The sequence below is a fragment of the Enterococcus sp. DIV0175 genome (genome assembly GCF_050529075.1).
GTDB classification, from domain to species: Bacteria; Bacillota; Bacilli; order Lactobacillales; family Enterococcaceae; genus Enterococcus_B; species Enterococcus_B thailandicus.
The window spans coordinates 613,651-633,691 of record NZ_CP172880.1 but is presented as its reverse complement, the minus strand read 5'-3'; the positions used below and the strand labels follow the sequence as shown (position 1 = coordinate 633,691).

Sequence of the window (20,041 nt, the reverse complement as noted above, 5' to 3'; positions counted from 1 at the left end):
TTTGCTTCCTAAAAATATTGTAAAACAATCCTTATATTTTTGAAAGCCTTTTCCGTAAATGGTTAGGGAATTCTAGCGAAGCGATTGAATCGTTCTGGCTAAGGTCACTTGATCTCTTAATCGAATACCTTCTTCATAAATGGGCTCTACGTAGTTTTTGATAAAATAATCCTTTTCTCGGGAAATTTCGCTAAAGCCCTTCTTTTGATACAAATGTAAAGCAGCAGAAGTAATGCTGCCTGTACGAATGATGATTTGTGTTTGGCTATCTACCTCTTCAATGATTTGTCGGAATGCAGCTTCTAATAATAAGCCACCGATTCCTTTTCCCTGACTTTGTGGTGCTACTGCAACATTCATGATTTCAAATTCGTTTTTTGTTGCGACAAAAATCAAGACTCCTAGCGTTTCTCCATTATCTTTCCAAACAATTCCTTCTCCTTGCTCAAGATAAGCAAGAACTTTTTCTTTTTCAGGATCTGCATCCAATAGCAAATCCCAAGGAAGTTCATTTGGTTTTAATTGTTCGATCATCGGTAACCTTTCTCCTTTCAACGACAAAAAAGAGTAAACTTTTCCCTTTTACTCTTTTCCTTCATAATCTGGCTGTTCTTTGTCGACTGTATTCCTTGTTAATTTAAAGTTCTTTGGCACATAGTCAATGCCCCCTCTTACAAAAGGATGACAACGTAAAATTCGTGCTGTTCCCATCAATGTTCCTTTCACAGCCCCATGTACTTGAATCGCACGGATCATGTAATTCGAACACGTTGGATAATACCGACAGCTCGGTGGAAATGCTGGCGAAATGAATCGTTGATAGCCTCTTACTAAATAAATCAGAAATTTTTTCATCTACTCTGCCTCACTAATCATTCTATGTAAAAAGGAGCTGCGACAAAAGTTTGCCACACCCCCTTAGATCTCAGTTAAAAAAGTCTCGAATATGAAGCCACAAATCAAGTTGGAAAACTCGGAAAGGATTTCCGCCACCGATTACGCCGTAACCAATCATTGTACCGGCAATAAAAAGAAGAAAAAGTAAGATGATTACAATTAAAATCTTCATCAAACTGACTAAAATATAACGATGGTTACTCATTCAAACACGTCCTTAAGCGATAGTTTGTGCAGTTTTTTCTGTTGGTGTTTGATCCATTTCAACACGTTCAACATTTGCACCAAGTTGTTGTAATTTCAAATGGAAATTATAATAGCCACGATCTAAATATTTCAAATTACGAACACGTGTCACACCATTTGCTTTTAATCCAGCTAAAATCAACGCAGCAGCAGCACGTAGATCCGTAGCATATACTTCTGCACCTTGTAATTCATGTGCCCCTTCAATCATTGCAACATTCCCATCAATTTTAACGTGCGCATTCATACGACGCATTTCTTCTAAATGTTGGAAACGATTTTCAAAGACTGTTTCAGTTACGACACTTGTGCCTTCAGCAACCATTTGAATGGCTGTCATTTGTGCTTGCATATCTGTTGGAAAGCCAGGATGAGGCATTGTTTTCACGTCAGTTGGTAATACATGTTTTGGTCCAACAACACGAACGCCGCCTTCTTCATCTGTAATCGTCGCACCCATTTCTGTTAACTTAGAAATCAAAGGACGATTGTGTTCAGAGATTGCATCAGCAATTAAAACATTTCCTTCTGTCATTGCTGCGGCGACCATAAATGTTCCTGCTTCAATACGGTCTTGAACGATTGAATGTGTCACTGCATGTAAATGCTCCACACCTTCAATACGCATTGTTTCTGTACCAGCACCATAAATATTGGCACCCATTTTATTTAAGATATTTGCTAAGTCAACAATTTCGGGTTCACGAGCAACGTTTTCGATAATCGTCGTACCTTTTGCTTTCACAGCAGCCATCATGATATTTTGTGTTGCACCTACACTTGGAAAGTCTAGGTAGATAGTATTACCAATCAATTCATCAGCGATTGCTTCGATATAACCATTTTTTTGGATAATCTTCGCGCCTAGCGCTTGGAATCCTTTTAAATGCAAATCAATTGGGCGTTTGCCAATGGCACAGCCACCAGGCATTGCCACTTTTGCATGACCATTTCTGGCTAACAATGGGCCCATAACAACGATTGATGCGCGCATTTGACTAACATATTCATAAGGCGCTTCGATTTCTAATTGTCTTGACGCATTAAGTGTCACTTGATTTTGATCTTCATCAAAGTCAACATCTACATTCAAATGACGAATCACTTGATTCATTGTAAATACATCTGAAAGAATTGGAACATTTGTTAATGTTGTTGTTCCTTCTTCCGCTAATAAACTAGCAGCTAAAATTGGTAATACAGCATTTTTAGCTCCTTCAATTTTGACAGTTCCTGTTAATTGATTGCCACCTTGTACGATGATCTCTTCCATGTTGTTCCCCCCAAAAAAATTCCAATGAGCATACTCTTACTCAAAATCTTTTTTATTATAGCATTTCTTCTTTTAAAATAGTACCCTTTTTTGAAATTAGATACTAACAAAAAGATTCCGACATAACGCTATGATTTCTAGAAAAAAATTACTGGCAGTGTATCCTAAAAAAATTGAAAAAAAGACAATTACCATTCTGATTTGCGTAGTATTCTGCATATATTTAAAAAACGTTTCTGTACGCAAAGAACGCAAAGACCAAAAAGCTAAATAAATAAACGCTAAATGACTCACAATTCGAATAATCGCGTCAATTCCATAGACTTGCATCATAACGTCCTTTCTTGCATCTATTTACTGTAAACTCAATAAAACGATAATACCATAAATTTTCTAAAAGGAAAAATAACTGTGCCTTTTCTACATAAAATAAATGCAATTAAAAAAACTGTGCCAAAATCAAGGACTGACTTTGGCACAGTTTTTATCAAAAAATAAGTTCATTTGAATCTACGTGTGCTTAGAAACATTAATCCGATTGATTGCACGGTGTAATGCAACAGTTGCACGTTTCAATTCATTCGTATCTTCTTTTTGTTTTGCTTCTTCGATTTGGCGTTCTGCTCGTTGTTTTGCTCTTTCAGCACGAGAAACATCAATATCGCGCTCACGTTCCGCAGTATCTGCGACGATTGAAACTAGATTATCACGAACTTCCATGATTCCTCCGTTAACGGCAATCCAGTCAACGTGCGTATCAGAGTCCGTTCTTTTGATGCGAACTTCATCAATGGCTAAAGGAACGATAATTGGAGCATGTTTCGGTAAAATCCCCAATTCTCCAGCAGTTGTACGTGCAACGACAATTGCTGCATGGTGATCATAGACCAAGCCGTCAGGTGTTACCACATTAACTGTTAAAAATTGATCCATGGGGCACCCCTTTCTAGTAGCCTAGTTTTTTCGCTTTTTCAACGACATCTTCAATTCGACCTACGCTTCGGAAAGCTTCTTCAGGAAGATCGTCATATTTACCTTCCAAGATTTCACGGAAACCTTTAACTGTTTCTTCAACAGGAACGTATGATCCTGGAAGACCAGTAAATTGTTCTGCAACGTTAAAGTTTTGTGACAAGAAGAATTGAATTCGACGTGCACGAGAAACTAAAACTTTTTCTTGATCAGATAATTCATCCATCCCTAAGATTGCAATGATATCTTGCAATTCACGGTAACGTTGTAAAACGTGTTGGACTTCAGTAGCGACTTTATAGTGTTCTTCCCCAACGATTTCCGGTGCAAGTGCACTTGAAGATGATGCAAGTGGATCTACCGCTGGATAAATCCCTTGTTCAGTTAATTTACGTTCCAAGTTGGTCGTTGCATCTAAGTGAGCAAATGTTGTAGCTGGCGCAGGGTCAGTATAGTCATCGGCTGGTACATAGATTGCTTGGATGGAAGTGATTGAACCTTTTTTCGTTGAAGTAATACGTTCTTGTAATTGACCCATTTCTGTTGCTAAAGTTGGTTGGTAACCAACGGCAGAAGGCATACGGCCAAGTAAGGCAGATACTTCTGAACCAGCTTGTGTGAAACGGAAAATATTATCAATAAATAGTAATACGTCCTGACCTTCAACATCACGGAAGTATTCAGCAATTGTTAAACCAGTCAAGGCAACACGCATACGCGCACCTGGTGGCTCATTCATTTGTCCAAACACCATCGCTGTTTTTTCAATAACGCCAGAATCTTTCATTTCATAGTAAAGGTCGTTCCCTTCACGTGTACGTTCACCAACACCGGTAAACACAGAAATACCACCATGTTCTTGTGCGATATTGTGGATCAATTCTTGGATCAGTACGGTTTTACCAACACCGGCACCACCGAACAAACCAACTTTCCCACCTTTAAGGTAAGGAGCTAATAAGTCAATAACTTTGATCCCTGTTTCTAAAATCTCAGTACTTGTGCTTAATTCATCAAAATTAGGTGCTTTTTTATGAATTTCGCTTCTTTCAGCATCTTCTGGGAAAGGTTTTTCTAAATCAATTGTATCCCCTAATACGTTGAATACGCGACCTAATGTTTCTTTACCAACTGGAACAGAGATTGCTTTGCCTGTATCGACAACTTCCATCCCTCTTTGTAAACCGTCTGTTGATTCCATCGCAATCGTACGGATTACACCGTCACCTAGTTCTAGGGTTGCTTCAAGAACAACTTTTGATTTTTTCTCATCTTTTTTATAAACAACTAAAGCGTTGTTGATATCTGGTAAGGATTGGTCTAAAGAAAATTCCACGTCGACAACGGGACCGATTACTTGAACAATCTTGCCTGAACTCATCTTTTTTCCTCCAATCTCAATACTATTCTAGTGCCGAAGCTCCGGCAACAATTTCGGTAATTTCTTGGGTAATAGCCCCTTGTCTTGCACGGTTATAAGAAACCGTCAAGTCATCAATAATGTTTGCAGCATTATCAGTTGCTGTTTTCATTGCAGTCATGCCTGCTGCGTGTTCGGCAGTTTTAGCATCTACAATCGCACCATAAATCAAACTTTCAGCATATTGAGGCAATAATTGAGCTAAGATTTTTTCTTTTGAAGGTTCAAAAATATATTCTTGCTCAAAGCTTGTTGCTTCTTCTGGATCTAAATCTGAGATTGGTAACATCTTTTCTACACGAAATTGACTAGTTAATGAATTTATATGGTGGTTATAGCACACATATAATTCGTCAAAAACTTCATTTTGATACATTGTTGTAGCCATGTTTACGATTTTTCTAACTTCGTCAAAACTTGGTTGGTCAGATAAGTTACGTAATTCATACGCAAGGTCAATGCCACGAGCTTTGAAAAAGTCTGCGCCAGTACCACCAATTGCAATCATCACATACTCGTCGGATGATTGGTGATCTTCTTCCAAAATAGACATCGTTTGTTTCAAAATTGAACTATTATAACCGCCAACTAAACCACCGTCAGCTGTGATGACAATATAGCCTGTCTTTTTAACAGGGCGACTAATCAACATTGAGTTATAATTAATGTCATTATTTGTGTTTGAAGAAGCAATATCACTTAATTGGGTTGCTGTTAAATGCGTAACGATTTCTCTCACTTTGTTCGCGTAGACCTGAAACTTCTTAGATGAAGCTTCCGACTTCGTTAACTTTGAAGCAGAAACCATTTGCATGGCACGCGTAATTTGACTTGTTTTTTTCGTTGAAGCAATACGTGTCTTAATTTCATTTAGTGAAGCACCCATTCATCTCACCTCACTATGCATTTTGAATGGATTTCAATTTGTCTTCTGTCGAGGATGTACTACCTTTAGAAGCTAAGAAAATGTCTTTATATTCTTTGATTACGCTGTTCAACTCATCTTCTTCTGGAAGATCTTGTGTTGTACGGATAATTTCAAAGATATTTGGATGATTTGTATCCAAGTATTCAAATAATTCACTTTCAAAGTCAAGAATGCTATCCACTGGGATGCTGTCTAGGAAACCATGCGTCAATGCATATAAAATGACTACTTGTTTTTCTACAGCAAGTGGTGCATGTAATTTTTGTTTCAAGATTTCTACAGTACGACGACCACGATTTAATTTAGCTTGTGTCGCTGCATCCAAATCTGAACCAAATTGCGTAAATGCTTCAAGTTCACGGTAACTTGCTAAGTCAAGACGTAGCGTTCCGGCAACTTTTTTCATTGCTTTGATTTGTGCAGAACCACCAACACGGGATACAGATAACCCAGCATCAACGGCTGGACGTGTTCCTGCGTAGAACAAATCACTTTCTAAGAAAATTTGTCCATCAGTGATTGAAATAACATTTGTTGGAATATATGCAGAGATATCTCCTGCTTGTGTTTCAACGAATGGCAAAGCAGTCATTGAACCGCCACCTAATTCATCACTTAATTTTGCTGCGCGTTCTAGCAAACGTGAATGCAAGTAGAAAACATCCCCTGGATATGCTTCACGACCTGGCGGACGGCGTAGTAGTAGTGAAAGTTCACGATAAGCAACAGCTTGTTTTGATAAATCATCAAAGATAATCAAAACATGTTTGCCGTTATACATGAATTCTTCACCCATCGCTGTACCAGCATAAGGTGCAATGTAAAGTAATGGTGCTGGTTGAGAAGCACCCGCATTGACTACGATTGTATAGTCCATAGCGCCATATTTTTTTAATGTTTCAACTTGTGTACGTACAGTTGAATCTTTTTGTCCAATCGCAACGTAGATACAAATCATATCTTGCCCTTTTTGGTTGATAATTGTATCAATTGCAATGGATGTTTTACCTGTTTTACGGTCACCGATAACTAATTCACGTTGACCACGACCAATTGGTACTAAAGCATCGATTGCTTTTAGACCTGTTTGCATTGGTTCATTAACTGATTTACGTTGCATAACACCTGGTGCCATTGCTTCTACGGGACGAGCTTTATCGGTAACGATTTCTCCTAGTCCATCAATCGGTTGACCTAAAGGATTCACGACACGTCCAATCAAAGAATCTCCAACTGGAACTTCCATGATTTTACCTGTACGTTTTACTTTATCACCTTCACGAATGGATTCGAAATCACCAAGGATAATAATCCCTACATCATTTGATTCTAAGTTTTGCGCCATTCCGTATGAGCCGTTTGAAAATTCAAGCAACTCACCACTCATTGCATTTTCCAATCCATGCGCACGAGCAATCCCGTCACCGACGTATGTGACAGTACCAATTTCTTCAACTGAAAGCACGCTTTGATAATTTTCAATTTGTTCTTTAATCAAGGCACTAATTTCTTCTGCTTTGATGGCCATTCGATTCACCTACCTCTTTGTACTATCTATTTAATTGATTACGCATTGTTTCCAATTGCGTCCGAATGCTGCCGTCGATCACTCGATGGTCGGCTTCAACAATTGCGCCACCAAGAATAGAAGAATCAACGATTGTTTCTAATTCAACTGTTTGATAGTTCATTGTTTTTGCTACATTCTGTTCTAATTTTTTTAACTGTTCATCAGATAAAGGAACGGCAGTTTTTACTGTTCCAAGTAATAATCCATTATTCTCATTATAACGATGTTCATATTCGTCAATCATGAACAACAGATCATCCATCCGATTGTAATTGTAGACCACTTCTAAAAAGTTCTTAACAACACCGTCATAGCCACTAATCAACTTATCCATGATAAGTCGTTTTTCATGTGGTTCTAAACGAGCATCACTGAGCACTTCCCCTAATTCAGGGACTTTTTCATAAATTTTACGCAAGCTCAACAGTTCTTGATAGATTTCTTCACTCTTGTTTGAATCGATCGCCAGTTCAAACAAAGCTTTTCCATAGCGTCTACCGACAGTATATTTATCTAGTTTCATTTGAAGAACCTAGACCTTCGATATATTGATTGATTAATGATTCATGCATTTCTGGAGATAATTCTTTATTCAAGATTTTTTCCGCAATTTGAAGTGAAAGATCAGCAACATCGTCTTTAACAGAGTTTAACGCATTGTCACGTTCTAACGTGATATCCGATTTAGCTTTGTTTTTTAGACGAATAACTTCATCTTGTGTATCCTTCAAAATATTTTGGCGGCTAAGTTCTCCACTTTCTTTCGCATTTTTAATAATTTCAGCTGCGTCAGAGCGAGAAGCTAACAATTGTTGTTCGCGTTCTTGTTCCATTTTCGCTGAGTTGATGCGAGATTGTTCTGCAGAATCTAAATCATTGGCGATCTTATCTTCACGTTTCTTCAAAATTTCACTAATTGGTCCCCAAGCAAAATGCTTTAAAAGAGCAAGTAGGATCAAAAATGAGCCGCTGACAACGATGATATTACCTAACATCGGATTGCCAACTTCTGCAATTGCCAATTGATTCAGCATAAGCTAGCCTTCCTTTCTTTGAGGTCTCTCTAGTTTCAATGAGAATAATATAGTACTTAACTTCTTTCTACATGAATACTAGAATTAAAGCGATAACCACACCAAGAATAGGAACAGCTTCAACTAAGGCTACCCCAATAAACATTGTTGTACGTAATTGACCAGACATTTCAGGTTGGCGAGCCATTGATTCGATTGTTTTTGAGATTACCTTACCATTACCATAACCGGCACCGATTGCTGCCCCTAAAATTGCGATTGCTGCTGCGATATAATTCATAATATTTTTTCCTCCTAAAATAAATAGTAAATTACTTAAATAAATATTACTCTTCTACTTCAATCTTATGGCTCATATAAACCATCGATAAAGTGACAAAGACAAATGCTTGGATGCTTCCGATAAACAATGAAAATGCAATCCAGATCATCTCTAATGGAATCGCTAATGGCAAGGATAGCCACCCTAGACTTGTCATCATTTTTGCAATCAAGGTTAGCAAAACTTCCCCCGCAAAAATATTCCCATAAAGACGTAAAGCAAGTGTTAATAAGTTTGTAAATTCTTCAATGATCTTCATTGGTAACATGAAACTATACGGTTTCAAGAATGAATTTACAAAATAGCCTTTCAACCCAAATCGTTTTACCCCAAACAAATGTGTAAGTAAAATCATCATAAATGCCAAGGTCAATGTCACAAATGGGTCAGCTGTTGGGCTTTTCCAAAGTGTCGTTTCATCTGGTAATACGATTTTTGTCATTAGACCGATATTATTTGCAATAAATACAAATAAGAATAAGGTAAATGCAAGTAAATGGAAATTACTTAGTTCTTTTCTAGGCAAGTTATCTGTAACGATTCCTCGACTAAAATCAATTACCCATTCAATCGCATTTTGTTTTCCAGTTGGTTTCATCTTTAAGTTACGCGTAAAGAAGTACACTAGAAAGAAAACGATTAGACAAGTCAATAACACCATCATACAAACAGTACCATCAAACCACACAGGTCCAATGTGGAACGTTAGCGAGCGTTCATCCAATTCATTTCACCTCTTTTCTCTTTTCCCTGAAATTCACATGAAATAACTTTCAAGTGCGCATTTGGTTTCTCTGAAAAAATCTGATCATAACCAATCGGTATCATACCACCATGAAACAGAAAATACAAAACATTTTCATGAAAATTAGACACTTTTTCGTTTCAGTCTAATTTGATGAAGTTTTCACTTAAATTATGATGGTGATTTTCTAGGAAAACCTTTAGTAATCGTGCTTTATCAGATTAAATGCTACCAAATTTTATCACTAAGTAAAAGTAAAAGCACCGAATATGCGAAAAAGGATATTGAAATTATCTGGAGAAATTTTTCAACGTTCGATCAATTTGACGATCGACATCTTTACGCTTCAAATCTTCTCGTTTGTCGTAGGACTTTTTCCCTTTAGCTAAACCAATCAAAACTTTGGCGTACCCATTCTTGATGTACACTTTTAATGGGACGATTGTTACCCCTGCATTTTTTGTTTCACCAACTAGTCGGGCAATTTGTTTTTTGTGCAAAAGTAGTTTGCGTGTCCGCAACGGATCGTGGTTAAAAATATTTCCCTGTTCATACGGACTGATGTGGACATTATATAGGAAGGCTTCGCCATTTCGAACACGTACGAATCCATCTTTTAAATTGATTCGGCTATTTCGAATCGATTTGATCTCAGTCCCTTGTAAAACCATGCCTGCTTCCATCGTGTCAATAATCGAGTAGTCATGGCGAGCCTTCTTATTTTGTGCAATTAATTTTCCCTCGCCTTTTGGCATTCTACTTCCCCCAAACTATCTTATTTTTTCTTTTTCTTAATTCCTTTATAGAAAGGTTTTTTACCACCTTTTCCTTTTTTCTTAGCAGGCTGGAAGTCATTTCTCTTCCCGCCTACTTTTTTATTTCGTGGAGCTGCTTTGCGTCCACGATTTTGATTTTGTTTGCCTGATGCTTTCCCTTTTTGCTTTGCTTTTGGTCGTTCAAGTTGAGGCACTTCTTCTGCCGAAACTAACTCAAAATCAACTGCTCGTTCTTCTGGACTTGCTTTGACCACTTTGACGCGGACCTTTTGCCCAATTTTAAATGTTAGCCCCGTTCGTTCGCCAACTAATGCTAAATGATTTTCAATAAAGTGGAAATAGTCTTGTTTCAAGTCATTGATGTGGATCAGACCTTCGATTGTATTAGGTAGTTCAATAAACAAACCGAATTTTACCACTGAGCTAATGATGCCATCAAACTCTTCCCCGACTTTATCCATCATGTATTCTGCTTTTTTCATTGCATCAACTTCACGTTCTGCTTCCACTGCTCGGCGTTCCATTTTTGAGCTGTGTTCAGCAATGTCTGGAAGTTCTGCAGACCAGATTGCTTGTTTTTCTTCACTACGATCTTCACCATAAGAACGAATCAAACGGTGAACAATCAAGTCTGGATAACGGCGAATTGGTGAAGTAAAGTGTGTGTAGTACTCTGCTGCTAAGCCATAATGACCGTAGTTTTCTTCTGAATAACGAGCTTGTTGCATGCTTCGTAACAACATCGTATTAATTACCGCAGATTCAGGCTTTTCTTCCACATCTTCGATTACTTTTTGCAAGTCTTTCGGCGTAATCGTACCTTTTGTCCCTCTAACTAGGATTCCTAATGCTGAAGCAAAGTCAAAGAAGCGTTGCATTTTTTCTTCCTTAGGTTGTTCATGAATTCGATAGATGAATGGTAAATGAAGATCATGATAATGTTGCGCCACTGTCTCATTGGCAGCAAGCATAAATGATTCAATCAAGCGTTCCCCTACACCACGTGTTCGCAGCAAAATATCCAATGGATGTCCTTCTGGATTCACTAACACTTTCGCTTCGCGATCTTCAAAAGAAATAGCCCCACGGCGAATTCGCATACTCTCTAAAATCTCGTGTAGTTCTTTCATGGCTTGAAACATTGGCACTAATTGTTTATAACGTTTCATTGTTTCAGGTTCTTCATCTTCTAAAATTTCATTCACGGCAGTATAAGTCATTCGTTCGGTTGTTTGAATAACACTTTGGAAAATCTCATGACTAACGACATGCCCACTTGAATCAATTTCCATTTCACAACTCATCGTCAATCTTGGCACATGTGGGTTTAATGAACAAATTCCGTTTGACAATCGTTGTGGAATCATTGGGATCACACGGTCAGTCAAATAGACACTTGTTCCACGATCATAAGCTTCTCGATCCAGCTGGCTTCCTTGTGTTACATAATAAGAAACATCTGCAATATGAACGCCTAAAAAGTAATTTCCATTTGCTAGTTTGCGAACAGTTACTGCATCATCTAAGTCCTTTGCATCTTCACCATCAATCGTTACAATCAATTGATCCCGTAAATCACGTCGACCAACCAAATCTTTTTCATTGATATGATCAGGAACTTTATCTGCTTCTGCCACTACATCATCAGGAAATTTTGTTGGAATTCCGTTTGCTACAACGATTGATAAAATATCCATACCAGGGTCATTTTTATGGCCAATTACTTGTTTGACAATTCCTTCTAAACTAGTAGCATAGCCATTTTCTGGGTAATGGGTCAATTCTACAATCACGATACTTCCATCTACTGGGCGGATTCCTTCTGCAGCTGCATACACCTTAAACTTTGTTAATTTTTTATCTTTAGGGATCACGACACCATAAAGATCCGTTTCTGCTTCTTCCTCAGGTGAATAAGCAACGAACTCACCAACGAGTTGTGTTGTTCCACGTTTTCGGATTTCAACAATCTTTCCTTCAGCTCCTCGATCAAGTGCCGTATCTGCCGTTTTAATAATATCGATTGCTACAGTGTCTCCGTCCATTGCATAACCAGTTGATTCTTTCGGGATATAGATGTCATCTTCTTCGGGATCAATCGTTACAAAACCAAAGCCACGTTCATTGCCACGAAATGTTCCTTCAATCAATAATGGTTGTAATGGTAATTTCACTTTACCTTTCTTATTAAAAACGATGCTCTGCTCTCTTTCCATTTGTGCAATTGTTTGAACTAATAATTTAAAGTCTTCACTTTTTTGAAAGCCTAAGCCTTCTGCAATTTCTTCCATTGAAAAGCTTTTTTTACGGCTACTTTCCATAAAAAAAATAATTTTTTCTTTAATTGTTTCTTTTGTCATTTATTTTCCTCATTCCAGGGTAATTTCTCTAAAAATTCTAAGACATCTCGTTCTAACTCCCGCCGAGCGTTTCCAACCGTAATCACATGCTTACTGGTTGGATACCATTGAAGCGTTACTCGCTGTTTATTCAAACGACGAGCCGTTTCATAAACACCCATTGGATCAATCATTTCATCTTGACCTGCTTGAGCTAGGAACATTGGTGCTTGAATTTTTGACAGCTTTTCATTTGCATAAGCTGCTTGTTCTTGTATATCTGTTAATTGTTCCTTAACTAAGGGACGATAAATTTCAAGTTGTTGCTGAATTTCTGTTTCTGACAGTCCTGCGATATTCAATACTTGTTGTGCATAAATGAGAAAGTTTTCTGGTACATTCGTTTCTACTGGTGAAATTGGTGAACAGAAAAAGCCGCCTCCAATCACATTTTCTTCTTCAAGTAGTCTTGTCGCAAAAATACCACCCATAGACAAACCAAAAACAGCAATCTCATGAAAGCCATTTGCTTTTAAAAACGCGAGTGCTGCTTTCGCATCTTCCCACCAAGTTGTGGCGTCTTGATGTAAAATATCTTCTGGATTCAACGTTCCATGTCCCGAAAACATCGGTGCATAAACAGTATAATTTGCTTTTTCTAAAAAACGGCAAAGCATTCGGACATCGTTTGAGCTACCTGAATATGCGTGCAAAAGTAAAACAGCTTTCTCTCCATGCTCCGCATAAAATGATTTTGGTAAACTTCCTTTCAATTCAATCACCTCTCGCTCTTCATTTTAACATAGTTGCACTCAGAAACTTCTCGTTTTCACCTGCTCCACCAATAAAAAAAGCCCCTCGCAAATCGGCGAGAGGTTTCTTGATTAGTTTGAAGATAAAAACGCTAGGACAAATAATAAAATCATCCAAACGGCTCCCAGCACAGCAGTTGTTCGTTGCATCACGGCTTCAAAGCCACGTGCTTTTTGCTTCCCAAACAACTGATCCGCTCCACCAGTAAATGCGCTCGCTGCACTATTTTGTTTACTTGGCTGCATCATAATTGCGATAATCATGACGATTGATAAGGCAATTACGATTCCTAAAATTAAATTATACATACGCTTCAGCTCCTCCTTCTTTGAAAAATATCATCTCTTTAACTTTACCATAGAATGAAAATAAATTCAAAATAAGGTTATAAAAGAAGGTTGTAGCTTCAAGCTTCGAAAAAATAAAAAGCAACTGATAAAAGTATTTTTTCATATTTTTGAACAATTATAAATCATTTTGCGAAGTTGCTTTGGTGACACCGTGAATAAAATTATGGCGCAAAGCATCTCGTTCCTACAAACTAGTGAACAGTCTGATAAAATAGCTCCCATTACTTTATTGATCTATGGCTTGTTGCGAGAATTTTTTGGAAAACATCGAAAAACTTTATCTTCCAATGTTTCATCGCAAATAGCAATGTTTTCTTTCCAACGCTAGCTCCATACGTTTAGACTCCTCATGAAAATCGACTTTCAACAATCTATTCAAAAAAAAAGAGTCACGTCAAACGTAACTCTTCTACTTGTTTCTATTTATTTGCGTAATACATCTCCATATTCAGGTTTTGTATCAAATTCTTTTTTAGCAAATGGGCATAGTGGAATAATTTTTTTACCTTCGCGACGAGCTAATTCAACACCGCTATTCACTAATTTTTCCGCTAATTTTTGTCCACGATAAGTAGGTTCGACAAATGTATGATCAATAATCATAATATCTGGTCCAGCATCAGACCAAGTCATTTCTCCAATTTCTTGTTGTTCATCATTGTATAAAGCAAAACGATTTTTTTCTTCTTTGATTTCCATTTTACACTTCATCCTTTCGAATAAACTTCAATGCGCCACTCGGACATGTTTGAATAACGCGACTACTTTCATCAGCACTTGCATTATCCGGCATGATCCACGGTCTGCGACCAACTTCAAAAACAGCTGCATTCCCACGAACACAATTTCCACTGTGGATACAAATCTCTTTGTTATAAAAAATGTCTATCTTTTCACCCGAATATTTTCGATAACCAGCTTCAAACAATTCTTCTTCGGTTGAAAAATGTTCATTGTTCACCTGTTGCCCCATCATACCACCCCTAAAATAACTTGTGTTTTTGTACAATTCATTCTAACAATCTCTCTTCAAACCAGCAACTATTTATCCTCGCAAACAGGAGTAATCAGATAAAGTATTCTTTTTTAATAAATCACACGTAACTACTCCGTCAGATTTTCAACTTGGAGTTCACTATAAATATAAATTGCTTATAGGAAACTTTGCGAATTTTTTCTTCTATATTAATTAGTAGTTTGACAACTCATCATTCAAGAATGCAACACGATTTATTGCCCAGCTAAAATTCGTTCATTGATAAAAGAAAACACAACAGTCCAATAAGTCTTTGGCTCATTCAATACTGCCGCTAGATGCTCTGCATTTGGAACCAATAGTAATTCTTTTTCCCCCGCTGTTGCATTTTGCACAGTGTAAGCTGCTTCAACAGGCACAAAATAATCGTGTTCACCATGGATAATTAATAGTGGTAAATGATTACTACCTAGTTGGCGTGTAGCAGATGCTTGCTTCAAAGAATAACCAGCATATTTTTGGGCGTAAGAATTTGCATATCTCATAATCAACCACTTTGGAAATGAAGTTAACTTGCTTAGCATATAACGAAATTCTGCATAGACAGAAACATACCCGCTATCCAAGATAAAGCCTTTCACAGAAGAAGGCAGCTTCTCACCACTAGCCATCATAATCGTCGAAGCGCCCATTGAACCGCCATGTAAAACAATCGAAGCATCCGGATATTCTTTCATCAGTTGCTTGATCCAAGCAATCAAATCCAGACGATCCAACCAGCCCATTCCGATGATTTCTCCTTCACTTTCGCCATGGGCACGTAAATCTGGAATCAAAACATTAAACCCTTGTTCTGCATATTTTTTCCCAACAAAAGACATGTCACGCTTGCCCGTGCTTCGGTAATCATGGATACAAATCACCCAATTTTTTTGTCTTCGATCTGTAACAAACCATTTTCCCGTTAGTTTTAATCCATCGTGACTTTTGATTGTTTCTGTTACACCTGTTTGCCAAAAAGATTCTGCCGCTTCTTCTAACTGTTGTCGTTTTTCTTCGACAATTTCAGTCGCTGCAGGATCCATTAAAAGGTGTCCTGTTGTTTCATACCAGTTATGACCTCGTTGTACACCAACCGTAATCAACTTTTTTGCATAAGAATAAGAAATAACGTTAAAAATAATAGCAAGAATCACGATTACTAAAATAAAATACAACATAATAATCAATTAATCACCTCCACCACTCAGCTATCCTTGATTTTTCACTATGCAATCAATTAACCAAGACTGATTTTTTCTTTAAAGAAAATTCAAGTAAACTATATTTTTATTGTACCATTCTAATAAATAAAACTGTTGAATTTTTAAATACTTAACTTAAAAAAAGAGTGAAACAAAAGCAATAATCGCTAATCCGCCTTGTGTAATAATAATTTTTTTATCACTCGTTATGCTTCCATACAAAGCCACTAAAATAATATAGACTAGCAAAACCTTTGCTAACTCACTACCTGCGGAAGAAACATATGTCGCATAAAGCAATCCTACTCCAATCAATCCATTGTAAATTCCTTGATTCTTGAATAAAACATTTACTGACGGACGTGCTAATTCTTCTTTTGATAAATGAAACACTCGTCCAGTGGTTGCTGATGTCGTTGCGAACGTCTCTAAATACATAATATAAAAAAATTCGATTGCTACTAATGTGATGATGATCGTTGAAAAAAGATGCATGTTGTTCCTCTCCTTAGCTACTTATTGATGCTATTTATCATATAAAAATTCGACCAGCTTGTAAAACAATTAACTACCTAGTATTTTATGGACAAAAAAAGACGTGGGGCAAGCCCCACGTCTAAAAATAGTTAATTAATAAAAATTATTTATTTTTCAAGTTGTAGAAAGATTTCAAACCTTTGTATTCAGCAACTTCACCAAGTTGGTCTTCGATACGTAATAATTGATTGTATTTAGCAATACGGTCAGTACGTGAAAGAGAACCAGTTTTGATTTGGCCAGCGTTTGTTGCAACAGCGATATCAGAGATTGTTGAATCTTCTGTTTCACCAGAACGGTGAGATACAACTGCAGTGTAACCAGCTTCTTTAGCCATTTCAATTGCTTCAAAAGTTTCTGTCAAAGTACCGATTTGGTTAACTTTGATAAGGATTGAGTTAGCAATTCCTTTTTCGATACCTTCAGCTAATTTTTGAGTGTTTGTTACGAACAAGTCGTCACCAACTAATTGAACTTTGTCGCCTAATACGTCAGTTAATTTCTTGAATCCGTCCCAGTCGTTTTCGTCTAGGCCATCTTCGATTGAGATGATTGGGTATTTAGAAACTAATTCTTCGTAGAATTTGATCATTTCGTCAGTTGTTTTTTCGCCTTCGCCTGAGTCAGCTAAAACGTAAACACCTTTTTCTTTGTCGTAGAATTCTGAAGAAGCAGCATCCATAGCAAGAACAACGTCTTTACCAGGTACATAGCCAGCTTTTTCGATAGCTTCGATAATAACTTCGAAACCTTCTTCATTTGAACCAAGGTTAGGAGCAAATCCGCCTTCGTCACCAACTGAAGTTGCTAATCCGCGACCTTTTAAGATTGCAGCTAAAGCGTGGAATACTTCAGCACCCATACGTAGAGCTTCTTTAAACGTTGGAGCTCCTACAGGCATAATCATGAATTCTTGGAAGTCGATTGAGTTATCAGCATGTGATCCACCATTGATGATGTTCATCATTGGAGTTGGTAATACTTTTGTATTAAATCCGCCTAGGTAGTGGTATAAAGGTACTTCTAGGTAGTCAGCAGCTGCACGAGCAACAGCAATAGATACACCTAAAATAGCGTTCGCACCTAATTTACCTTTGTTAGGAGTTCCGTCTAAAGCGATCATAGCTTTGTCGATAGCCATTTGGTCACGTACATCGTAGCCAATGATTGCTTCAGCAATGATGTTGTTTACGTTGTCAACAGCTTTAGTAACACCTTTACCACCGTAACGAGCTTTGTCGCCATCACGTAATTCAACTGCTTCGTATTCACCAGTTGAAGCACCTGAAGGAACCATTCCACGGCCAAAAGCTCCGCTTTCTGTGTATACTTCTACTTCGATTGTTGGGTTACCGCGTGAGTCTAAGATCTCGCGAGCGTAAACATCAGTAATAATTGACATGTTTTGTCTCTCCTTTGAGTTTGTTTTTATCCTAAGGGATTTCCCTCATATACGATTTTAGTTAATTTTGTGATGAAGTGCAAACATTTATTGCTTTTTTTCACAAATTTTCAAAAATTATTTTACAGCGTCTAATAAAGATAAGAATGAATCAGCTTCTAAGCTAGCTCCGCCAACTAAAGCACCATCAACGTTTTCTTTAGCCATGTATTCAGCGATGTTTTCTGGTTTAACAGAACCACCGTATTGGATACGTACAGCTTCTGAAACTTCTTTACCATATAATTTTTCAACTGTTTGACGAACAACGCCACAAATTTCATCAGCGATTTGTGCATCAGCAGATTTACCAGTACCGATTGCCCAGATTGGTTCATAAGCAATTACCATATTGCTTACTTGACCGTCTGTTAAGTCTTTAAGACCTTCAGTGATTTGACCTTCGATCCATTCAGCAGTTTTTCCTGCTTCATATGTTTCTAAAGTTTCACCACAACATAAGATAGGTGTCATGCCGTTTGCAAAAATTGCTTTTGCTTTTTTGTTGATATCTTCATCAGTTTCATGGAAGTATTCACGACGTTCTGAGTGACCAATGATGACATATTGAACACCAAGATCTGCTAATGCAGCTGGTGAAGTTTCACCAGTGAATGCACCTGAGTTTTCCCAGAAACAGTTTTGTGCAGAAATTTTTAGTTCAGTACCTTCAGCAGATGCCATTAATTCTTGTAAGAATAATGAAGGTGATCCGATAACAGAATCAACTACTTCATTTGAAGGGATTTTGTTTTTTACTGCTTCAGCAAATGCTTTTGCTTCTGATGCAGTTTTGTTCATTTTCCAGTTACCAGCGATGATTGGTTTACGCATGATGAACACACACTCCTTTTTCTTTTTCAAAACACAAGGCTAAGCGTACACTCTTTTCAAAGTGTACACCTAGATATAAGTGAATTATTTGTCGTTAATTGCTGCTAGACCAGGTAACTCTTTACCTTCTAACAATTCTAAACTTGCGCCCCCACCAGTTGAGATGTGAGTAAATTTGTCAGCAAAGCCAAGTTGTTCAGCTGCAGCTGCAGAATCCCCACCACCGATGATTGTAGTAGCATCTTCAAGGTTTGCGATTGCTTCACAAACTCCGATTGTACCATTAGCGAAGTTACTCATTTCGAACACACCCATTGGTCCGTTCCAAACAACAGTTTTCGCACCTTTTAATGTATCAGCAAATAATTTAACTGATGCAGGTCCGATATCTAAAGCCATCAATCCATCAGGAATGTCGCCTTCGATAACTTGAGTTTCTACGTCGTTTGAGAATTCTGGTGCACAAACGTTGTCGATTGGTAATACAAGTTTGTCGCCTGCTTTTTCAATCAATTCTTTTGCTAATTCGATTTTGTCAGATTCAACTAAAGAACTACCGATTTTAATTCCTTTTGCTGCGTAGAATGTATAAGTCATTCCGCCACCGATCAAGATTTTGTCAGCTTTTGGAATCAAGTTTTCGATAACGCCGATTTTGTCAGAAACTTTAGCGCCACCAAGGATTGCGATCATTGGGCGTTTTGGTTCTTCAACAGCTTCACCGATAAATTTGATTTCTTTGTCCATTAAGAATCCAGCAACTGTTGGAATACCAGTTGAAGCGATTCCTACGTTAGAAGCATGTGCGCGGTGAGCTGTACCGAAAGCATCGTTTACAAAAACATCACCTAATGAAGCCCAATATTTACCTAATTCTGGGTCATTTTTGCTTTCTTTTTTACCATCAACATCTTCAAAACGAGTGTTTTCAAAAACAACAACTTCGCCGTCTTTCATGTTGCTGATTGCGTCTTCTAATTCTTTTCCACGAGTTTCAGGTACGAAAGTAACTTCTTTACCTAATAATTCGCCTAAACGTTTAGCAACTGGTGCTAAAGATTTACCTGCTTTATCTTCTTCAGCTTTCACACGTCCTAGATGAGAGAAAAGGATTGCTTTTCCGCCTTGTTCAAGCACGTAGTTGATTGTTGGTAAAGCAGCTTTGATACGTGTATCATCAGTGATCACGCCATCTTTCAAAGGAACATTAAAGTCAACACGGACAAGAACTTTTTTATCTTTTAAGTCGATATCTTTTACTGTTTTCTTAGCCATTTTGTTTCCTCCTAAATAAACTTGTTATCAAAAAAAGCGGAGAAGCGCG

The 20,041-nt window shown here is 37.6% G+C and carries 24 protein-coding genes; all 24 read right to left on the bottom strand.

What is annotated here, in order from left to right:
- Nucleotides 1-72: 72 nt before the first annotated feature.
- Nucleotides 73-534 carry a GNAT family N-acetyltransferase gene (locus IGJ76_RS03115; RefSeq protein ID WP_086270627.1) on the bottom strand — a complete coding sequence of 154 codons (462 nt, stop codon included), beginning with the start codon at nucleotides 532-534 and terminating at the stop codon, nucleotides 73-75.
- A gap of 48 nt (nucleotides 535-582) precedes the next feature.
- On the bottom strand, nucleotides 583-855 hold the full coding sequence (gene yidD, locus IGJ76_RS03110; RefSeq protein WP_067483780.1) for a membrane protein insertion efficiency factor YidD: 273 nt from the start codon (nucleotides 853-855) through the stop codon (nucleotides 583-585).
- Nucleotides 856-925: 70 nt separating this feature from the next.
- On the bottom strand, nucleotides 926-1,102 hold the full coding sequence (locus IGJ76_RS03105; RefSeq protein ID WP_067483778.1) for a DNA-directed RNA polymerase subunit beta: 177 nt from the start codon (nucleotides 1,100-1,102) through the stop codon (nucleotides 926-928).
- A gap of 12 nt (nucleotides 1,103-1,114) precedes the next feature.
- The gene (gene murA / locus IGJ76_RS03100) at nucleotides 1,115-2,416 is read right to left on the bottom strand and encodes a UDP-N-acetylglucosamine 1-carboxyvinyltransferase (RefSeq protein WP_067483776.1); all 1,302 of its coding nucleotides are present in this window, start codon (nucleotides 2,414-2,416) and stop codon (nucleotides 1,115-1,117) included.
- A gap of 96 nt (nucleotides 2,417-2,512) precedes the next feature.
- On the bottom strand, nucleotides 2,513-2,746 hold the full coding sequence (locus IGJ76_RS03095; protein WP_067483774.1) for a DUF1146 family protein: 234 nt from the start codon (nucleotides 2,744-2,746) through the stop codon (nucleotides 2,513-2,515).
- Nucleotides 2,747-2,926: 180 nt separating this feature from the next.
- Nucleotides 2,927-3,349, bottom strand: a complete 423-nt coding sequence (locus tag IGJ76_RS03090; protein WP_067483772.1) for a F0F1 ATP synthase subunit epsilon — start codon at nucleotides 3,347-3,349, stop codon at nucleotides 2,927-2,929.
- A gap of 13 nt (nucleotides 3,350-3,362) precedes the next feature.
- Nucleotides 3,363-4,769, bottom strand: a complete 1,407-nt coding sequence (gene atpD, locus IGJ76_RS03085; protein WP_067483770.1) for a F0F1 ATP synthase subunit beta — start codon at nucleotides 4,767-4,769, stop codon at nucleotides 3,363-3,365.
- A gap of 22 nt (nucleotides 4,770-4,791) precedes the next feature.
- A complete protein-coding gene (locus IGJ76_RS03080; protein WP_067483768.1) occupies nucleotides 4,792-5,694 on the bottom strand; it encodes a F0F1 ATP synthase subunit gamma in 903 nt (300 codons plus the stop codon).
- Nucleotides 5,695-5,707: 13 nt separating this feature from the next.
- Nucleotides 5,708-7,264 carry a F0F1 ATP synthase subunit alpha gene (gene atpA, locus IGJ76_RS03075; protein WP_067483766.1) on the bottom strand — a complete coding sequence of 519 codons (1,557 nt, stop codon included), beginning with the start codon at nucleotides 7,262-7,264 and terminating at the stop codon, nucleotides 5,708-5,710.
- A gap of 22 nt (nucleotides 7,265-7,286) precedes the next feature.
- Nucleotides 7,287-7,829 carry an ATP synthase F1 subunit delta gene (atpH, locus tag IGJ76_RS03070; protein WP_067483764.1) on the bottom strand — a complete coding sequence of 181 codons (543 nt, stop codon included), beginning with the start codon at nucleotides 7,827-7,829 and terminating at the stop codon, nucleotides 7,287-7,289.
- Entirely contained in the window at nucleotides 7,816-8,340 is a 525-nt protein-coding gene (gene atpF / locus IGJ76_RS03065) for a F0F1 ATP synthase subunit B (protein WP_067483762.1), read from the bottom strand. The genes atpH and atpF overlap by 14 nt, the downstream gene beginning before the upstream one ends.
- Nucleotides 8,341-8,407: 67 nt before the next feature.
- Complete coding sequence (atpE, locus tag IGJ76_RS03060; RefSeq protein ID WP_067483760.1) at nucleotides 8,408-8,620, bottom strand: ATP synthase F0 subunit C; 213 nt, start codon at nucleotides 8,618-8,620, stop codon at nucleotides 8,408-8,410.
- Nucleotides 8,621-8,666: 46 nt separating this feature from the next.
- The gene (gene atpB, locus IGJ76_RS03055) at nucleotides 8,667-9,386 is read right to left on the bottom strand and encodes a F0F1 ATP synthase subunit A (RefSeq protein ID WP_067483758.1); all 720 of its coding nucleotides are present in this window, start codon (nucleotides 9,384-9,386) and stop codon (nucleotides 8,667-8,669) included.
- A gap of 311 nt (nucleotides 9,387-9,697) precedes the next feature.
- Nucleotides 9,698-10,162 (bottom strand): SsrA-binding protein SmpB, encoded by a 465-nt coding sequence (smpB, locus tag IGJ76_RS03050; RefSeq protein ID WP_067483756.1) that lies wholly within the window; start codon nucleotides 10,160-10,162, stop codon nucleotides 9,698-9,700.
- Nucleotides 10,163-10,182: 20 nt separating this feature from the next.
- Nucleotides 10,183-12,543, bottom strand: a complete 2,361-nt coding sequence (gene rnr, locus IGJ76_RS03045; protein WP_067483754.1) for a ribonuclease R — start codon at nucleotides 12,541-12,543, stop codon at nucleotides 10,183-10,185.
- Nucleotides 12,540-13,295: an alpha/beta hydrolase gene (locus IGJ76_RS03040; RefSeq protein ID WP_067484143.1), complete on the bottom strand. Its 756-nt coding sequence runs from the start codon at nucleotides 13,293-13,295 to the stop codon at nucleotides 12,540-12,542. The genes rnr and IGJ76_RS03040 overlap by 4 nt, the downstream gene beginning before the upstream one ends.
- Before the next feature lie 111 nt (nucleotides 13,296-13,406).
- On the bottom strand, nucleotides 13,407-13,643 hold the full coding sequence (secG, locus tag IGJ76_RS03035; protein WP_067483752.1) for a preprotein translocase subunit SecG: 237 nt from the start codon (nucleotides 13,641-13,643) through the stop codon (nucleotides 13,407-13,409).
- Nucleotides 13,644-14,108: 465 nt separating this feature from the next.
- Nucleotides 14,109-14,384 (bottom strand): GNAT family N-acetyltransferase, encoded by a 276-nt coding sequence (locus tag IGJ76_RS03030; protein ID WP_067483750.1) that lies wholly within the window; start codon nucleotides 14,382-14,384, stop codon nucleotides 14,109-14,111.
- A 1-nt stretch (nucleotide 14,385) separates the two neighbouring features.
- Nucleotides 14,386-14,661, bottom strand: a complete 276-nt coding sequence (locus tag IGJ76_RS03025; RefSeq protein WP_067483748.1) for a (4Fe-4S)-binding protein — start codon at nucleotides 14,659-14,661, stop codon at nucleotides 14,386-14,388.
- Between the two features lie 254 nt (nucleotides 14,662-14,915).
- Complete coding sequence (locus tag IGJ76_RS03020) at nucleotides 14,916-15,887, bottom strand: alpha/beta hydrolase (RefSeq protein WP_067484142.1); 972 nt, start codon at nucleotides 15,885-15,887, stop codon at nucleotides 14,916-14,918.
- A 153-nt stretch (nucleotides 15,888-16,040) separates the two neighbouring features.
- Entirely contained in the window at nucleotides 16,041-16,400 is a 360-nt protein-coding gene (locus tag IGJ76_RS03015; RefSeq protein WP_067483746.1) for a DUF1304 domain-containing protein, read from the bottom strand.
- A 145-nt stretch (nucleotides 16,401-16,545) separates the two neighbouring features.
- Nucleotides 16,546-17,844: a phosphopyruvate hydratase gene (gene eno, locus IGJ76_RS03010; RefSeq protein WP_067483744.1), complete on the bottom strand. Its 1,299-nt coding sequence runs from the start codon at nucleotides 17,842-17,844 to the stop codon at nucleotides 16,546-16,548.
- 117 nt (nucleotides 17,845-17,961) lie between these two features.
- Nucleotides 17,962-18,717, bottom strand: a complete 756-nt coding sequence (gene tpiA / locus IGJ76_RS03005; RefSeq protein WP_067483743.1) for a triose-phosphate isomerase — start codon at nucleotides 18,715-18,717, stop codon at nucleotides 17,962-17,964.
- 84 nt (nucleotides 18,718-18,801) lie between these two features.
- Nucleotides 18,802-19,992 carry a phosphoglycerate kinase gene (locus IGJ76_RS03000; protein ID WP_067483742.1) on the bottom strand — a complete coding sequence of 397 codons (1,191 nt, stop codon included), beginning with the start codon at nucleotides 19,990-19,992 and terminating at the stop codon, nucleotides 18,802-18,804.
- Between the last annotated feature and the right edge of the window lie 49 nt (nucleotides 19,993-20,041).

What these genes read in the sequence shown, in the direction of transcription:
- IGJ76_RS03115 (WP_086270627.1), bottom strand. Translation starts at nt 534, where the DNA reads ATGATCGAACAATTAAAACCAAATGAACTTCCTTGGGATTTGCTATTG.
- yidD (WP_067483780.1), bottom strand. Translation starts at nt 855, where the DNA reads ATGAAAAAATTTCTGATTTATTTAGTAAGAGGCTATCAACGATTCATT.
- IGJ76_RS03105 (WP_067483778.1), bottom strand. Translation starts at nt 1,102, where the DNA reads ATGAGTAACCATCGTTATATTTTAGTCAGTTTGATGAAGATTTTAATT.
- murA (WP_067483776.1), bottom strand. Translation starts at nt 2,416, where the DNA reads ATGGAAGAGATCATCGTACAAGGTGGCAATCAATTAACAGGAACTGTC.
- IGJ76_RS03095 (WP_067483774.1), bottom strand. Translation starts at nt 2,746, where the DNA reads ATGCAAGTCTATGGAATTGACGCGATTATTCGAATTGTGAGTCATTTA.
- IGJ76_RS03090 (WP_067483772.1), bottom strand. Translation starts at nt 3,349, where the DNA reads ATGGATCAATTTTTAACAGTTAATGTGGTAACACCTGACGGCTTGGTC.
- atpD (WP_067483770.1), bottom strand. Translation starts at nt 4,769, where the DNA reads ATGAGTTCAGGCAAGATTGTTCAAGTAATCGGTCCCGTTGTCGACGTG.
- IGJ76_RS03080 (WP_067483768.1), bottom strand. Translation starts at nt 5,694, where the DNA reads ATGGGTGCTTCACTAAATGAAATTAAGACACGTATTGCTTCAACGAAA.
- atpA (WP_067483766.1), bottom strand. Translation starts at nt 7,264, where the DNA reads ATGGCCATCAAAGCAGAAGAAATTAGTGCCTTGATTAAAGAACAAATT.
- atpH (WP_067483764.1), bottom strand. Translation starts at nt 7,829, where the DNA reads ATGAAACTAGATAAATATACTGTCGGTAGACGCTATGGAAAAGCTTTG.
- atpF (WP_067483762.1), bottom strand. Translation starts at nt 8,340, where the DNA reads ATGCTGAATCAATTGGCAATTGCAGAAGTTGGCAATCCGATGTTAGGT.
- atpE (WP_067483760.1), bottom strand. Translation starts at nt 8,620, where the DNA reads ATGAATTATATCGCAGCAGCAATCGCAATTTTAGGGGCAGCAATCGGT.
- smpB (WP_067483756.1), bottom strand. Translation starts at nt 10,162, where the DNA reads ATGCCAAAAGGCGAGGGAAAATTAATTGCACAAAATAAGAAGGCTCGC.
- rnr (WP_067483754.1), bottom strand. Translation starts at nt 12,543, where the DNA reads ATGACAAAAGAAACAATTAAAGAAAAAATTATTTTTTTTATGGAAAGT.
- secG (WP_067483752.1), bottom strand. Translation starts at nt 13,643, where the DNA reads ATGTATAATTTAATTTTAGGAATCGTAATTGCCTTATCAATCGTCATG.
- IGJ76_RS03030 (WP_067483750.1), bottom strand. Translation starts at nt 14,384, where the DNA reads ATGGAAATCAAAGAAGAAAAAAATCGTTTTGCTTTATACAATGATGAA.
- IGJ76_RS03025 (WP_067483748.1), bottom strand. Translation starts at nt 14,661, where the DNA reads ATGATGGGGCAACAGGTGAACAATGAACATTTTTCAACCGAAGAAGAA.
- IGJ76_RS03015 (WP_067483746.1), bottom strand. Translation starts at nt 16,400, where the DNA reads ATGCATCTTTTTTCAACGATCATCATCACATTAGTAGCAATCGAATTT.
- eno (WP_067483744.1), bottom strand. Translation starts at nt 17,844, where the DNA reads ATGTCAATTATTACTGATGTTTACGCTCGCGAGATCTTAGACTCACGC.
- tpiA (WP_067483743.1), bottom strand. Translation starts at nt 18,717, where the DNA reads ATGCGTAAACCAATCATCGCTGGTAACTGGAAAATGAACAAAACTGCA.
- IGJ76_RS03000 (WP_067483742.1), bottom strand. Translation starts at nt 19,992, where the DNA reads ATGGCTAAGAAAACAGTAAAAGATATCGACTTAAAAGATAAAAAAGTT.